Origin of the sequence: Aeromonas sp. 604282 (assembly GCF_049170575.1) — a bacterium.
In the GTDB taxonomy this organism is placed as follows: Bacteria; Pseudomonadota; Gammaproteobacteria; order Enterobacterales; family Aeromonadaceae; genus Aeromonas; species Aeromonas veronii_A.
The window spans coordinates 273285-288215 of sequence record NZ_JAAKMV010000003.1 but is presented as its reverse complement, the minus strand read 5'-3'; the positions used below and the strand labels follow the sequence as shown (position 1 = coordinate 288215).

13 protein-coding genes are annotated in these 14931 nt (G+C 59.5%); 8 read left to right on the top strand and 5 right to left on the bottom strand.

Features of this window, described 5'->3' with window-relative positions:
* The 3 genes from rfbB to G5367_RS06635 all read right to left on the bottom strand — a co-directional run.
* On the bottom strand, positions 1 to 755 hold a 755-nt coding region (gene rfbB / locus G5367_RS06645; RefSeq protein WP_421294008.1), incomplete at its 3' end, for a dTDP-glucose 4,6-dehydratase.
* 598 nt (positions 756 to 1353) lie between these two features.
* The gene (locus tag G5367_RS06640) at positions 1354 to 4503 is read right to left on the bottom strand and encodes an efflux RND transporter permease subunit (protein ID WP_421245151.1); all 3150 of its coding nucleotides are present in this window, start codon (positions 4501 to 4503) and stop codon (positions 1354 to 1356) included.
* A gap of 17 nt (positions 4504 to 4520) precedes the next feature.
* A complete protein-coding gene (locus G5367_RS06635; RefSeq protein WP_421294006.1) occupies positions 4521 to 5714 on the bottom strand; it encodes an efflux RND transporter periplasmic adaptor subunit in 1194 nt (397 codons plus the stop codon).
* 140 nt (positions 5715 to 5854) lie between these two features.
* Between G5367_RS06635 and G5367_RS06630 the strand changes: the two genes are divergently transcribed.
* The 6 genes from G5367_RS06630 (at position 5855) to G5367_RS06605 (ending at position 9880) form a co-directional block, all read left to right on the top strand.
* Entirely contained in the window at positions 5855 to 6493 is a 639-nt protein-coding gene (locus tag G5367_RS06630) for a TetR family transcriptional regulator (protein WP_337072713.1), read from the top strand.
* Between the two features lie 105 nt (positions 6494 to 6598).
* Complete coding sequence (locus G5367_RS06625) at positions 6599 to 7162, top strand: hypothetical protein (protein WP_421245150.1); 564 nt, start codon at positions 6599 to 6601, stop codon at positions 7160 to 7162.
* Between the two features lie 192 nt (positions 7163 to 7354).
* Entirely contained in the window at positions 7355 to 8536 is a 1182-nt protein-coding gene (locus G5367_RS06620) for a dicarboxylate/amino acid:cation symporter (protein WP_421245149.1), read from the top strand.
* 223 nt (positions 8537 to 8759) lie between these two features.
* Complete coding sequence (locus tag G5367_RS06615; RefSeq protein ID WP_005338107.1) at positions 8760 to 9074, top strand: DUF134 domain-containing protein; 315 nt, start codon at positions 8760 to 8762, stop codon at positions 9072 to 9074.
* Positions 9071 to 9652, top strand: coding sequence for a NifB/NifX family molybdenum-iron cluster-binding protein (locus G5367_RS06610; protein WP_421245148.1), 582 nt, complete (start codon positions 9071 to 9073; stop codon positions 9650 to 9652). The genes G5367_RS06615 and G5367_RS06610 overlap by 4 nt, the downstream gene beginning before the upstream one ends.
* Positions 9653 to 9694: 42 nt before the next feature.
* Positions 9695 to 9880 carry a hypothetical protein gene (locus G5367_RS06605; protein WP_005338109.1) on the top strand — a complete coding sequence of 62 codons (186 nt, stop codon included), beginning with the start codon at positions 9695 to 9697 and terminating at the stop codon, positions 9878 to 9880.
* Positions 9881 to 10044: 164 nt separating this feature from the next.
* On the opposite strand, the gene G5367_RS06600 is transcribed toward G5367_RS06605, so the two are convergent.
* Positions 10045 to 11169 carry an HD-GYP domain-containing protein gene (locus tag G5367_RS06600; RefSeq protein ID WP_106842517.1) on the bottom strand — a complete coding sequence of 375 codons (1125 nt, stop codon included), beginning with the start codon at positions 11167 to 11169 and terminating at the stop codon, positions 10045 to 10047.
* Positions 11170 to 11461: 292 nt separating this feature from the next.
* On the opposite strand from G5367_RS06600, the gene rimO reads away from it, so the two are divergent.
* Both rimO and G5367_RS06590 read left to right on the top strand, forming a co-directional pair.
* Positions 11462 to 12790, top strand: a complete 1329-nt coding sequence (gene rimO / locus G5367_RS06595; protein ID WP_201951934.1) for a 30S ribosomal protein S12 methylthiotransferase RimO — start codon at positions 11462 to 11464, stop codon at positions 12788 to 12790.
* A 163-nt stretch (positions 12791 to 12953) separates the two neighbouring features.
* Positions 12954 to 13631 carry a Crp/Fnr family transcriptional regulator gene (locus G5367_RS06590; RefSeq protein WP_421245147.1) on the top strand — a complete coding sequence of 226 codons (678 nt, stop codon included), beginning with the start codon at positions 12954 to 12956 and terminating at the stop codon, positions 13629 to 13631.
* A gap of 97 nt (positions 13632 to 13728) precedes the next feature.
* On the opposite strand, the gene tsgA is transcribed toward G5367_RS06590, so the two are convergent.
* Positions 13729 to 14892, bottom strand: coding sequence for an MFS transporter TsgA (tsgA, locus tag G5367_RS06585; RefSeq protein WP_421294002.1), 1164 nt, complete (start codon positions 14890 to 14892; stop codon positions 13729 to 13731).
* Between the last annotated feature and the right edge of the window lie 39 nt (positions 14893 to 14931).

Genomic DNA, 14931 nt, shown 5'->3' with positions numbered 1-14931 from the left:
ACCACGCCTGTGGTCACCACCTTGTAGAGCGCACGCGCGTGGTCTTCCACATAGAGCCAGTCACGGATCTGGTCGCCATTGCCATAGACCGGCAGCGGCTTGCCATCCAGCGCGTTAAGAATGACCAGCGGGATCAGCTTCTCGGGGAAGTGGTACGGGCCGTAGTTGTTGGAGCAGTTGGTGACGATGGTGGGCAGGCCGTAGGTGCGGCGCCAGGCACGCACCAGATGGTCACTGGAAGCCTTGGAGGCAGAATAGGGGCTGCTGGGGGCGTAGGGGGTGGTTTCGGTAAAGAGCGGCAATGGCTCACCGGGAGCCACTTCATCCGGATGGGGCAGATCCCCATATACCTCGTCAGTGGAGATATGGTGGAAGCGGAAGGCAGCCTTGCGCTGATCATGAAGACCATTCCAGTAAGCGCGAGCCGCCTCCAGCAACATATAGGTGCCGACGATATTGGTCTCGATAAAGTCAGCCGGCCCTGTAATGGAGCGATCAACATGGCTCTCGGCGGCCAGGTGCATCACCGCATCCGGCTGGTGCAGAGCAAACACCCGATCCAGCTCGGCACGGTTGCAGATATCCACCAGCTCAAACGCATAACGCTCGCTTGTCGATACATCGGCCAGGGATTCCAGATTGCCGGCATAGGTGAGTTTATCGAGATTGATAACAGAATCTTGGGTATCACGGATGATCTGGCGCACCACGGCTGAGCCGATAAAGCCGGCACCGCCGGTCACGAGGATTTTCATAGATATGTATCTCTTGCGAGGCGTTGATGTGACATCGGATAGAGGCTGGCTGTTCACTGGTGCACTGTTGAAACACCTAAATAGACGGCAATTTAACCATCTCAAACAGCAACAAAACACTGAGTGAACATTATTCACACAAATCACCAAATAACCCCAAGGCTACCGCCCCTGGGTTACAGCTCCCACCATGCTGCTTTTGACCTGATTGTGTTTGCTGTTGGTCATCATGTCCTCCAGCATTTTTCTGTATTGATTGTGTTTGGCAAAGACATACAAGGCTCAAGACCAAAAAGGTCAATGTCCGACGACTCACCACTTACCAGCCCGATAAGACGCAGATTCTATCTCGTTTCCTACAAACCTGCACCGCAAAAGTCGTTCGCCAACTACCATAGATAAGGATTCGATAAGGGGCGACGGAAGAGCGAATAACTCCTCATACACATCTGGGCGCAGCCAGATAATCAAGACCAAGTTACCGTTTTTACAACAAAAAAATAGAGCGACTTTCCAAGTTGCTCTATTTATTACTCACTCATGCCTGATGTATTTGTCTTATTGTGATCTGCCCCCAGAACTCAAGGGGTCACTTTGCTCAGTCACCTTTTGACTCAACTGCTGCAACCATGCGCGCCCCTTTGCTCTGGTGGCTGGTGAAGTAGCGCATCACCAGCACGAAGAAGAGCGGAACGAAGAAGATGGCCAGCACGGTGGCACTGATCATTCCCCCCATTACGCCGGTACCGATGGCGTTACGGCTGCTGGCACCAGCACCGGAGCTGATCACCAGCGGCAACACCCCGAGGATAAAGGCGAGCGAAGTCATCAGGATCGGACGCAGACGCAGGCGCGCCGCCTCCACTACGGCTTCACCCAGTCCCATCCCCTTGTCATAGAGCTCTTTGGCAAATTCCACGATCAGAATCGCGTTCTTGGCCGACAAGCCTATGGTGGTGAGCAGGCCTACCTGGAAGTAGACGTCGTTCTCCAGCCCACGCAGGGTGGCGGCCACAATGGCTCCCAGTACCCCGAGCGGCACCACTAGCATCACCGAGAACGGAATGCTCCAGCTCTCGTAGAGGGCCGCCAGACAGAGGAACACCACCAGCAAGGAGATGGCGTAGAGCGCTGGTGCCTGTGAACCGGCCTGACGCTCCTGGAAGGAGAGCCCGGTCCACTCGATGCCCACCCCTTCCGGCAGCTGTTTCACCATCTGTTCGATGGCAGCCATTGCATCACCGGTACTCTTGCCGGGCGCAGCTTCACCGACGATCTCCATCGCTGGCACACCGTTGTAACGCTCAAGACGCGGCGAGCCGAAGCTCCACTCGGTGCTGGCAAAGGCGGAGAAGGGCACCATCTGGCCGGCGCTGTTGCGCACATACCAGAGTTTCAGATCTTCCGGGTTCATCCGGAAGGGGGCATCCGCCTGCATGTAAACCTTCTTGACCCGGCCACGGTCGACGAAGTCATTGACGTAGGAAGAACCCCAGGCAGTAGCCAGGGTGTTGTTGATATCCGCGATGGAGAGCCCCTGCGCCAGCGCCTTCTCGTAGTCGATCTTGATATCGAGTTGCGGCGTATCTTCCATCCCGTTCGGGCGTACCCGCACCAGTGTGGGATCCTGCGCCGCCATACCGAGCAGCTGATTACGCGCCGCCATCAGCTTGTCGTGACCGATACCGCCACGATCCTGCAGGAAGAAGTCAAAACCGGTCGCCGTCCCCAATTCAGGAATAGATGGCAAGTTGAAGGCGAACACTTGCGCCTCCTTGATGCTGAACAGATAGCCCATGGCGCGACCGATAATGGCGTTGGCACTGCGATCAGGACTCTTGCGTTCGCTCCAGTCCCTGAGTTTGATAAACGCCATACCGGTATTTTGACCGCTACCGGCAAAACTGAAGCCCGATACAGTCAATACGGCATCCACGTTATCCTTCTCGTTGTCCAGGAAGTAGTCACGCATCTGGGCCAGCACCACCTCGGTGCGCTGCTTGGTAGCTCCGACCGGCAGTTGCACCATGGACATGATGACCCCCTGATCCTCTTCCGGCAGGAAGGAGGTGGGCATCCGCATAAAGAGCACTGCCAGCACCGCCAGCATGGCGCCGTAGATAATGCAGTAACGCACGCCCTGCTTGATCACCTTGCGCACACCGAGCTGATAGCGCTGGGTACCGGCATCAAAGGCGCGGTTGAACCAGCCAAAGAAGCCGCGCTGGGCGCCAAACTCGCCGTGTTTCATCGGCTTGAGCAGAGTGGCACAGAGGGCCGGGGTCAGGATCAACGCCACCAGCACCGACAGCACCATTGCCGAGACGATGGTCAGCGAGAACTGGCGATAGATGGCACCAGTCGAGCCTCCGAAGAAGGCCATCGGCACGAACACGGCGGAGAGCACCAACGCGATCCCCACCAACGCGCCGGTGATCTGGGTCATCGACTTGCGGGTCGCTTCCAGCGGGGAGAGATCCTCCTCGCTCATCAGCCGCTCCACGTTCTCAACTACCACGATGGCGTCATCCACCAGCAACCCGATAGCCAGCACCATACCAAACATGGTGAGGGTGTTGATGGAGAAGCCGAACGCCGCCATCACCCCGAAGGTACCGAGCAGTACCACAGGCACCGCAATGGTCGGGATCAGGGTGGCGCGGAAGTTCTGCAGGAACAGATACATGACGCAGAACACCAGGAAGATCGCCTCGATCAGGGTCTGCACCACCTCCTCGATGGAGATCTTCACAAACGGCGTGGTGTCGTAGGGGTAGACGATCTCCATGTTGGCCGGGAAGTAATCCGACAGCTCATTGAGCTTGGCACGTACCTTCTCGGCGGTATCCAGCGCGTTGGCGCCGGTAGCCAGCTTGATGGCGACCGCGGCGGTAGACTGACCGTTGTAGAGCGCATCTGCGTCATAGCTTTCGCCCGCCAGCTCGACCCGGGCCACGTCTTTGAGCCGTACCTTGGAGCCATCCTGATTCACCCGCAGCAGGATGTCGTTGAACTGCTCCACGGTAGAGAGACGGGTCTGCCCCATGATGGTGGCGGTGAACTGCTGATCTTCCACCGACGGAGTACCACCCAGCTTGCCGAACGCTACCTGGGCGTTCTGCGCCTTGATGGCCGCCTGCACATCCCCCGGGGTCATCTGCACCCGGTTGAGCTTGTTGGGCTCGAGCCAGACCCGCATGGAGTACTGGCTGCCGAACAAGGTGATATCCCCTACCCCGTCCAGACGACTCAGGGGCTCCTTGATGTTGGAGACCACATAGTCCGCCAGATCGTCGTTGTTCATCGAGCCATCGTTGGAGATGAACGCCGCGACCATCAGGAAGCTGCTGGAGGTCTTCTGTACCCGAACCCCTTGCTGCTGCACCTCTTGCGGCAGCAACGACATCGCTTGCTGCAGCTTGTTCTGCACCTGCACCTGGGCGATGTCGGGATCGGTCCCCGGCTGGAAGGTGAGGGTCACCGACACCCGTCCCGCAGAGTCAGACTGGGAAGACATGTAGAGCAGGTGATCCAGCCCGGTCATGTTCTGTTCGATGATCTGGGTGACCGAGTCTTCCACCGTTTTGGCAGAGGCCCCCGGATAGCTGGCGGAAATACCGACCGCGGGCGGCGCAATGCTCGGATACTGGGCGACCGGCAATTTGATGATGGCCAGGCTGCCCGCCAGCATGATCACCAGCGCGATCACCCAGGCAAAAATGGGTCTGTCTATAAAAAATCGAGCCATGAGGCGACTACTCCATCCTACTTGTTGGCCGGGGTGTTGGACGCAGCTTGAGCAGACTGTGCATCAGCACCCTGCTCGGCGGGATTGACCACGGCGCCCGGTCGCACTTTCTGCAAGCCAGCCACGATCACCCGCTCGCCGGAGGTGAGCCCTGACTCCACCACCCAGTTGCTGCCGACGACACGGCTCAGCTGCACGTTGCGCAGCTCCACCTTGTTGTCAGCGGTTACCACCATCACGGTGGCGCCGCCATTGGGGGTGCGAGTCACCGCAGTTTGCGGCACCAGCAGTCCTTGTGCCCGCTCTCCCTCTTGCAGGGTGGCGCGCATAAACATGCCGGGCAGCAGCAGCTGGTGAGGGTTGGGCACAATCACCCGCAGGGTCACCATGCCGGAGGTCTCATCCACGGTCACATCGGAGAACTGCAGCGAGCCCTCTTCGCCATAGGTGCTGCCATCTTCCAACTGGAAGGTCACCTTGGCTCCCTTCTGCTCGTCCTGGGTCAACTTGCCCTCGGCGACCAGTCGCTTGAGGCGCAGCAGATCGGCGGTGGATTGACGCACATCCACATACATGGGATCGAGCTGCTGGATGGCGGTCAGGCTGTCAGCCTGCTGGGCTGTCACCAGCGCCCCCTCGGTCACCGCGGATTTACCGATGCGGCCACTGATGGGGGCGGTGATGCGGGTGTAACCGAGATTGATCTCTGCAGTGCGCAAGGCCGCCTTGCTCGCCATGATCTCGGCCTTGGCCTGCTTCCAGCTGGCGTCGGCGTCGTCATAGTCCTGACGGCTAATGGATTTGACCTTTAGCAGCTCCTGATAGCGCTGTGCCTTGAGACGGGCACTCTGCTCGTTGACCTCTGCCTTGGCCAGATTGGCCTTGGCGCTGGCAACCGCCGCCTGATAGACAGCCGGATCGATCTGATAGAGCAGGTCGCCCGCCTTCACATCGCTCCCCTCGGTAAAGAGGCGCTTGAGGATGATGCCGCTCACCTGCGGACGCACTTCGGCCACCCGCAACGGGGCGCTGCGGCCGGTCAACTCGGTGGTCAACATCAACGGGCCGCTCTGCAGGGTCACCACGTTGACCGCCGCGGGGGGCATGCCGCCCTGTCCCTGGGGTGCGCCCCCCTTGTCACCACAACCTGCCAGCAAGCCTGTAGCCAGCAAGGCAAGACCAACTGAACGAGCAAGAATATGTTTATGCATGAAACACCTGAGCCTTTGCCAGTCAATGAACAATCAGGGCCGCATGGGCCCTGTTGGTAAATAGTCGAAAGATGAGGCAATATACATACATTCATAAATGTATGTAAGTGACTTTTTGCTTGCATGAGGCACAAATTTCGATGGCCAGACGAACCAAAGAAGAGGCGCAGCAAACCCGCTGCCACATCATGAGCACGGCGCTGGATCTGTTCTGCTCTCAGGGCCTGGCCAAGACCAGCCTGACCGACATCGCCAGGGCGGCAGACCTGACCCGCGGGGCCATCTATTGGCACTTCAAGAACAAGGATGAACTCTTCATTTCGCTCTGGGAGGAACTCTGCAGCCCCCTCGCCCACCAGCTCGATGCCTGCCTCAACCCAGATGAGCCCGATCCGCTGGGACAACTGCGCCTCTTCTTCGAAGGGGTGCTCCACAGCTTCATTCACAATCCGGCCCAGCGGCAGATGTTCACCATACTGTTCAATCTCGAATCGCTGGAGGGGGAAGCCATTTCCCTGCGCGAGCATATCCGCAGCGAGTCAGCCAACTTTTTCCGGGACCTGGAGACCACCCTGGCCAACGCGGTACGCCGGGGGCAGCTGCCTGCCAACCTTAACCTGCAGCGTGCAGCCACCCTGCTCCACTGTACCCTGGATGGCTACATCATAAACTGGCTCCACTTTCCGGAGCGGATCGACCTGCAGAGCGAATCAGCCTTCCTGATAGAGAGCATGTTTACCATGCTGGCCCACCCCCACGGACCTGCCTGCGGCCGCTAACAGGCTCCGGCAACGTCCTCACATCCAAATCGGGGACTGACCGCGCGTTTTGGCAGTCAGGCCCCGATTTGTTACCCTGTGCGCCCCCTGCTTGAGGTAACCCCTGTGCCACACTCTGACGCCATCCCCGCTTCCCGGCCATTTAACGACCAGCACGCCCACGTTCGAGCTGCCTTTGTGGCGCACCTCAAACCCGGCGCTCACCTGCTCAATGGTCAGTGCGGTATGGGGGAGGATCTGTGCTGGCTGCGTGCAGAAGGGTATGTAGTCACCGCCTGTGAAGCGGTACTGGCTGACGCCAAAGTAGCCTCACAGCAATCCGGGCAAGCTGTGCGGGTCTGCCCGCTGGCGAAGATGCACTCGGTGCTCCCTTACGATGGCATCTGGCTCAGCCGCCCGCTTGATAGCGACGTGGCCACTCTTGTCCCCCTGTTGCAACAGCTGGCGACCCTGCTCAAAGCGGGCGCTCCGCTCTGTTTCCCCCTACAGCCAAGCGGCGAAATGAGCCACGACCAGCAGCTCCCGCATCTTCAGCAAATCGTCACCTCATCCGGGGTAACGCTGCAACTGGCTTCGATGGAAGCCGTATCAGCCAGCACCTCAGACTCCGCAAGTCAATATGCCAACCAGTACGTCATGTTGCTGCGCGGCGATCATCAGGCCACCTAACGGGCTAATTCATCACGGATTTTCCCTTTCAATGCCAAGCCGGCTGCTAGTCGGCGATCTTGGCTATCGACAATATTTAACTCGGCATTAACGCATAAAAGGCAGACATAACACGGCTTACGTGTTAAAAAGTTCGATTAATATCAAAATTTAATAACAAAACAGACAATACAACCAACTCCGGATTTCCTTATGAAACTTGTCCTGAAACTCATTGCTGGCATCCTTGCCGGTCTCTTGCTCGGTCTCTACGCCCCTGAGTGGGTGGCGCGCGTGCTGTTTACGGCCAAGACAGTGATAGGTCAGCTGATCACCTTCACGATTCCGCTCATCATTCTGTTCTTCATCATGAGCGGCATCGCCAGCCTGCCGAAAAACTCCGGCAAGCTGCTGGGCAAAACCGTGGCCCTCTCCTACTGCTCTACCATTCTGGCGGGGCTGTTCGCCTTTACCGTGGCGAGCCACCTGATCCCGCAGTTCACCACCGCCGCCGAGCCCACCACGGCCACAGCCATCAAGCTCGCCTCCTATGTCAATCTCGAGATCCCGCCGCTGTTTGGCGTGATGTCGGCACTGGCTGCCGCCTTCGTGTTCGGCATCGGCATCAGCGCCACCCAGGCCACCGATCTGCGCCGTGTCGCCGATCAGGGCCGTGACATCATCGACCGCCTGCTGGCCAAGGTGATCATTCCGCTGCTGCCGTTCTATATCGCCGGGGTCTTTGTCGAAATGACAGTAGAAGGCACCGTATTCGCCACCCTGAAAACCTTCGGCGTGGTGCTGGTGATGGCGATCCTGATGCACTGGATCTGGCTCTCCGTACTGTTCGTGGGTACCGGTCTGGCCCTTGGCCGCTCACCGGCCCAGCTTATCAAGAACATGCTGCCCGCCTACTTCACCGCGCTGGGGACCATGTCGAGCGCCGCCACCATTCCGGTCGCCCTGCAATCGAGCAAGAACAACGGGGTGAGCGACGGTATCGCCAACTTTACTGTGCCCCTGTGCGCCACCATTCACCTCTGTGGCTCCACCATTACCCTGGTCACCTGTGCCACCGCGGTGATGTTCCTCTCCGAGCATCTGGCCATTCCGGGCATCGAGACCATGCTCCCCTTCATCATGATGCTGGGGGTGATCATGATCGCCGCCCCGGGCGCCCCGGGTGGTGGCGTGATGTCGGCGCTGGGCCTGCTCACCTCCATGCTCGGCTTTGGTGAAGCCTCCATCGCCCTGATGATCGCCCTCTACCTGGCCCAGGACAGCTTCGGCACCGCCTGCAACGTCACCGGTGACGGCGTGATTGCCCTGTGGGCGGATCGCTTCGCCAACGGTAGCGAGAGCGCAGCTCCAGTGGCCGATGCCGAACAGGCGTAAGCTCGCCGGGATAGCTCGACCATCCTCTGCAAAACCGCAGGCCCGAACCATGTTCGGGCCTGCGTCGTTTCTGCCACCTTGACTGCTTTTATACGTGTTTCTCCTCCCTCTCTTTACCCCTCTCTGCCGTAAACAGCACTGGCGCAGCTCTCTACACTCGACAAAATTATTGGCATATGCCACATATGAGCGTATAAATGGCTTATGCCAATTAGGAGCCACCATGCCAAGACCCAAGATTGCCCGCCAGATCTGTGGCCGCCCCGCCAACAGCTGCTTCAAACCCAACGGCCGCCCGATGCATCAGCTGGAGCAGGTCACGCTGGCCCCTGACGAGTTCGAGGCACTGCGCCTCGTCGACCTTCAAGGAATGCAGCAGCAGGAGGCCGCCCTGGTGATGGGGGTTTCCCGCCAGACCCTGGCCAATATCCTGAAAAAAGGGCGCTACAAGGTGGTGGAGTGTCTGAGTCTGGGCAAAGCATTGATGATGCAACCCGCCGAGCCCGACCACCCAACCAGTGGAGAAGAGCCGACATGAATGCTGTCACAACCATGACCACCAACCACAGCAACAGCGCCCTGATGCTGAGTCAGGGGCTGCTGGCTGGCCACTTTACCCGTGCCGAGCAGCTGCAAATTCTTAACCCCGAAGGGAACGTCATCGCCACCCTGACCAACCCGGCCGCCGCCGAAGGCTGCCACGGCAAGCAAGCGCTGCTCGACGCCCTCACCCATCATCAGGTGGGTCAGGTGGTGGTGCGCAATATCGGCGAGCGGATGCTGAGTCGCCTGCTGGCGGCCAATATCCGGGTACTGCAGTGCCGCTCTGCCCGCCTGCCGCTGCCAGCGCTGCTGGCCCCCGCCAATCTGCAACCTCTCACCGAGGCCAGTCAGGGCCGCCCATCTCGTCGTCATCAGAGCAAGGCGACTATCCGTGCCATCCAGCCCGTCGGCGCAGGCCACAGCCATGCGAATTGTCACGGTGGTTGCAACAGTGGCTCCAATCACTGTTGCGCCAGTAGTGGCAATCAGGCAGAGAGCTCACGACAAGGCCATACTTGTTGCCACGGCAGTGAAGGAGCCAACCAGCAGGGTGGTTGCTGCCATCATCACTGATGCCATCGCCGTGCATGTCATCACCATCAAGGAGAAGAGATCATGTCCATCTGGTTGTTGAGCCTGCTCGCCTCGTTCGTGTTGATCCTGGCCATGGGCACCATCATCTGGTGGCGCCAATACCAGCTTGCCCAGAAACGGGAAGATAAAGAGGTACGCCCCTGTGGTTGCTCCAGCGCCTGCGCGGATCACCTCTACCAGATCAGCGAGCCGACGCCCAAAAAATAACCTGACCGCACACGCCATAACCGCAGATAGAAGGTCGGCAAAAAAAGGGCGCATGAAATAGAAAAGGCGCATAAAAGGGAGGGGGCACCTGCTGGTGCCCCCTCCCTTTTATCCCTCGTCATGCTTGAACCGCCTCTTTCCCCCCTTACGCTCATCACACGCGCTCAACCCGGCTCTGCGCCGCTGGCCGCAGCACTCGGAGTGCAGGCCGGATCCTGATACTGCTGATAGATGGCATAAAACTCGGCCTTGTTGTGCAGGGCCGCGGCGACACAGGCGGGATCAAACTGGCTGCCGGCATGCTCCTCCAGATAGGCAAACGCCGTCTCGAACGGCCATGCCTTCTTGTAGGGGCGCTCGCTGGTCAGGGCATCAAACACATCGGCCACCGTCACGATGCGTGCTGCCAGCGGGATCGCCTCACCCGCCAGCCCTAGCGGATAGCCGGTGCCGTCAAAGCGCTCGTGATGGCTGGCGATGATATTGGTCAGCATATCGGTGTGATGAATGCCATCGAGACCAAACTCGTTGATCATCAGGCTGATCATCTCCCGCCCCTTGCCGGGGTGGATCTTCATGATCTCGAACTCTTCCGGGGTCAGCTTGCCCGGCTTGAGCAAAATGGCATCCGGCACCGCAATCTTGCCGATATCGTGCAGCTCGGAGAAGAGGTAGATAAACTCCACCTCCTCATCGCTCAGCCCGCAAGTCGGGGCCAGCGTCTTGGCAATCAGCCGGGAGTAGGCCGACATCCGGTGCAGATGGTTGGCGGTCTCCTCATCCCGATAACGGCTGAACTCCCGCGCCGTGGTCAGCGCGCCGCCAAGGGTCTGGATGGAGAAAAACTCAACCGCAATGATGGCCGAGAGCGCCTGGGCATAGGCCGACAGCTCGCTGCGGATCGGCTCCTCGAAGTATCCCGGCTCCATGGCATCGCAAAACAGAAAACCAAACAGCTTGCTGTTGAACAGCAGCGGCTCGGTATAGCTGGAGGCATAACCCGCCTCCAGCACCTTGCGGCTGTGCTCCGACGCCGAGCCACGCAGGGCATCCAGATTGCCGAGCACCCGGGGCTGCTTGTGCTCCGCCAGATAACTCAGGGAGGGAACATCGCTCAGCTTCACCTCATATTGCACCAGTGGCGAGGGCCCCTCGGTGCTGTGGGCAAAGGTCTTGAGCTGATCGGTATGGGGATCGTAAATCGCGATGGCCACCCGACTCAGCTTGTCAAAGCGCTGCCTGAGCGTGGCATGTACGCTCTGCATTTTTTCGCCAAATGAACTTTCCATCGCCTTCTCCAACGGGTTCCCGTACCGGGAGTATAGTGACTCCCGGTGTTCTCCTCTCTGTCACCAAATCAATATTGAGAGGAAAATCAACAAAGCAGCGTCCCCACAACAAGCCGGCATGGCAGAGGCAATAGCCCTACCAAGGGCGCGCCATCAACGGCTGTTGGTGCGGCACAATCTTGCCTGGTCGGAGATATTGTTCGGTTCTGCCATGCTGGCTGTATAGTTTTTGGTTAACCATTCCGGTAAAATCCGCGCCCTTGAATAAGAGCCACCTAAGAGTGATTGAGCGATGTCCAACACAAAACAGGCCCCCAAAGTAGGATTCGTCTCCTTGGGTTGCCCCAAAAACCTGGTCGATTCAGAACGCATCCTGACCCAGCTGCGTACCGAAGGGTACGATGTGGTGCCCAGCTATGACGATGCCGAGCTGGTCGTCGTCAACACCTGCGGCTTTATCGACAGCGCGGTGCAAGAGTCGCTGGAAGCGATCGGCGAAGCGCTGGCCGAGAACGGCAAGGTGATCGTCACCGGCTGCCTTGGCGCCAAAGAGAATCAGATCCGCGAGATCCACCCCAAGGTGCTCGAGATCACCGGCCCCCACGCCTATGAAGAGGTGCTGGGTCACGTCCACAAATATGTGGAGAAGCCACAGCACAATCCCTTCACCAGTCTGGTACCGGCCCATGGCGTCAAGCTGACCCCGCGCCACTACGCCTATCTGAAGATTTCCGAGGGCTGCAACCACCGCTGCACCTTCTGCATCATCCCCTCCATGCGCGGGGATCTGGTGAGCCGCCCCATCGGCGACGTGCTGGCAGAAGCCAAGCGCCTGAAAGAGGCGGGCGTGAAGGAGCTGCTGGTGATCTCCCAGGACACCTCCGCCTACGGCGTCGATGTCAAGCACCGCACCGGTTTCTACGACGGCATGCCGGTCAAGACCAGCATGGTCGCCCTGTGCGAAGAGCTGGCCAAGCTCGATATCTGGGTACGTCTGCACTACGTCTACCCCTACCCACACGTGGATGACGTCATCCCGCTGATGCGCGATGGCAAGGTACTGCCCTACCTCGACATCCCGCTGCAGCACGCCAGCCCTCGCATCCTGAAACTGATGAAGCGCCCGGGTACCGTCGAGCGCACCCTGGAGCGGATCCAGAAGTGGCGCGAGATCTGTCCGCAGATCACCCTGCGCTCCACCTTTATCGTCGGCTTCCCGGGCGAGACCGAGGAAGATTTCCAGATGCTGCTGGACTTTATCGACAAGGCGGAGCTGGACCGGGTCGGCTGCTTCAAATACAGCCCGGTCGAAGGGGCGCTGGCCAACGAGCTGCCGGATCCGGTACCGGAAGAGATTCAGGAAGAGCGCTTCCAGCGCTTTATGGAGCTGCAGCAGCAGGTCTCCATCCGCAAGCTGGCCCGCAAAGTGGGTCAGGAGATGACCGTTATCATCGACGAGGTGGATGAAGAGGGTGCCACTGGCCGCTCTTTTGCCGATGCACCGGAGATCGACGGTCTGGTCTACCTCAACGGCGAAACCGGCCTCAAGCCGGGCGACATGGTCAAGGTGCGGATCGACGAATCCGACGAATATGATCTGTGGGCCAGCCTGATTGGCTAATCGTTGCTGACCACCGCTCAATGAAAAAGCGCCTTCGGGCGCTTTTTTATGCTTCCAAATTGTACTTCTACACCTGTAAGCCCCACTTTGCGGTACAAAACTGGCATATCCGTATGCAAGGGTGTGTAATAGTCGTTTGTGTTTGGCGACGACTCGAAACCCCATGCAACTCAAACCCCTTCTCAAGGGGCGCTTTCAGCCCCACTGGCAGGCCAGCCATGATCTCATCGAACAGGTGGTCATCTCCTGCATCACTGAGCGGCGCCTGATCCCCGAGGGGGAGCCCCTGATGCGTCAGGGGGAGCTATTGCGGGATCTGGTGCTGGTGCCCAGTGGCCGCATCGCCATGGGCCACACCGCCATGAATGGCCGCCGCTTTCAGCTCGGCACCCTTGAGTGCGACAACCAGCTCTTTGGCGAGATGGAGTTCTTCACCGGCTACCGCTGCCAGCTCGACATCATCGCCGAGGAGCCGCTGGAAGTGGCCCGCATCGATGGCGAGCAGCTGGAGCAGGCGCTGGTCGCCCACCCCAAGGTGGCGCTTTTCTTTGCCACCGCCATTGCCATCGACTATCAGGACACGGTGGATATCTTCACCTGCCGCATGCTCTACCCCATCAGCTACAACGTCGCCCTCGACCTCTATCACAGCCACTGCCACGACAACCCGGTGAGCGGCTTTCGCAAGGGGTATCAGGAGGCGGAACGCTTCGGCACCACGGACAGGGTCTACCGGCGGGCGGTGAAAGATCTGATGGACAAGGGACTGGTGGAGCGCGGCGAGGAGGGGTTGCAGATCCGCGATCTGGCGGGGCTCAAGGCCTTTCTGGAGCAGCCATAAATCGCGGGTATCAGTCGCCGCCTGAACAGCAACAAGCGGAACAGCAACAAAAAAGAGGGGCGGTCGATACCGCCCCTCTTGCTGTTTACTCTCCCGCTCAGGCCAGACAAGGCTGGGGCCGGGCCATGCGCAGCGACGCCACCAGCATGGCGAGGATCACGCCGTAGATAAGCGGGATGGCGTACATCACCGCCTGCAGGCCGATCACCTGCTCGAACAGGGCGCTGATGGCCGGGCTGAACATGGCCCCCGCGCTGCCGCTGATGAGGATGTAGGAGACGTTCTTGCTCGACGCCTGACGCACAAACGACACCCCGTAGGCGATAAAGGCGTTGTAGAGCGCCGCGCAAACAAAGCCGTAACCGTAGGTGAGGTAAGGCAGCTGGCTCAGGTTGTCAGTGGTGACGATAAGCGCCGTCATCCCCATCGCCAGCGTGATGATCACCAAGAGGAAGGTGCGGATCGCAATGCGGGTCACGATAGCGGTCGAGACCAGCGCGCCGAGCAGGGCCGCCGTCCAGTACTGGGTGATGATATTGCCCGCCTCCTCGAAGGGGATGCCGAACTTGTTCTTCACGAACATGGGCGCCCAAGTGAGGAAAGTGTAGAGCGCCAGCATGCCCAGAAAGAGCCCAAGCCCGCCGCTGATGATGCCGAGGTTCCACTCCGAGTGCTCGTTGCCAGCGCTCTCGCCGCCCGCCTCGCAGCTGCGGAAGTTGGTCAGCACCGCCACCAGCATGGTCGCCAGCGCCACCACACCCACCGCCAGATAGCTCCAGCTCCACGCCATGGCGTGAGTCAGGGTGTAGGTAGTGATAAGCGGGAAGACCACCCCAGCCACGTTGAAGGTGGCATCCTGCACCACCAGCATGGTGCTCTGCATTCGCGCCTGCCAGACGCTCACCACCAGCGTCCCCGCAATGCAGAGCCCCACCCCGCCGCACAGGCCTATCACCGTCATGGCCGTCATCACCACATAGAGCGAGCCGGTCAGATGGAGCGAGGCCGCCGCCAGCGCGATCAGGCCATAGCAGAGCAGCGTCATCCGCTTGAGGCCCACCTTCTCGATGAGGAAGAAGGCGGCAATGGTGCCCGCCAGTGCCCCGCCGTTGAGCAGGGAGAAGATGGAGGCCACCTGATTGACGTCGGCGCCGAACTTGGCGGCGATGGGGTCAATCAGCATGCCGAACTGGGTCGCAAAACCGGCCATCACGAAGTTGGCCAAGAAGCTGATGGCAGTGAGGGAGAGCTTATTGTTCATATTGGATCTCTCTTGGGGTCAGGGTGCGTGCAGGGTTGG

Bases quoted from the DNA above. Each gene is read 5' to 3' on its own strand.
- G5367_RS06640 (WP_421245151.1), bottom strand. From the start codon at position 4,503: ATGGCTCGATTTTTTATAGACAGACCCATTTTTGCCTGGGTGATCGCG.
- G5367_RS06635 (WP_421294006.1), bottom strand. From the start codon at position 5,714: ATGCATAAACATATTCTTGCTCGTTCAGTTGGTCTTGCCTTGCTGGCT.
- G5367_RS06630 (WP_337072713.1), top strand. From the start codon at position 5,855: ATGGCCAGACGAACCAAAGAAGAGGCGCAGCAAACCCGCTGCCACATC.
- G5367_RS06620 (WP_421245149.1), top strand. From the start codon at position 7,355: ATGAAACTTGTCCTGAAACTCATTGCTGGCATCCTTGCCGGTCTCTTG.
- G5367_RS06615 (WP_005338107.1), top strand. From the start codon at position 8,760: ATGCCAAGACCCAAGATTGCCCGCCAGATCTGTGGCCGCCCCGCCAAC.
- G5367_RS06610 (WP_421245148.1), top strand. From the start codon at position 9,071: ATGAATGCTGTCACAACCATGACCACCAACCACAGCAACAGCGCCCTG.
- G5367_RS06605 (WP_005338109.1), top strand. From the start codon at position 9,695: ATGTCCATCTGGTTGTTGAGCCTGCTCGCCTCGTTCGTGTTGATCCTG.
- G5367_RS06600 (WP_106842517.1), bottom strand. From the start codon at position 11,169: ATGGAAAGTTCATTTGGCGAAAAAATGCAGAGCGTACATGCCACGCTC.
- rimO (WP_201951934.1), top strand. From the start codon at position 11,462: ATGTCCAACACAAAACAGGCCCCCAAAGTAGGATTCGTCTCCTTGGGT.
- G5367_RS06590 (WP_421245147.1), top strand. From the start codon at position 12,954: ATGCAACTCAAACCCCTTCTCAAGGGGCGCTTTCAGCCCCACTGGCAG.
- tsgA (WP_421294002.1), bottom strand. From the start codon at position 14,892: ATGAACAATAAGCTCTCCCTCACTGCCATCAGCTTCTTGGCCAACTTC.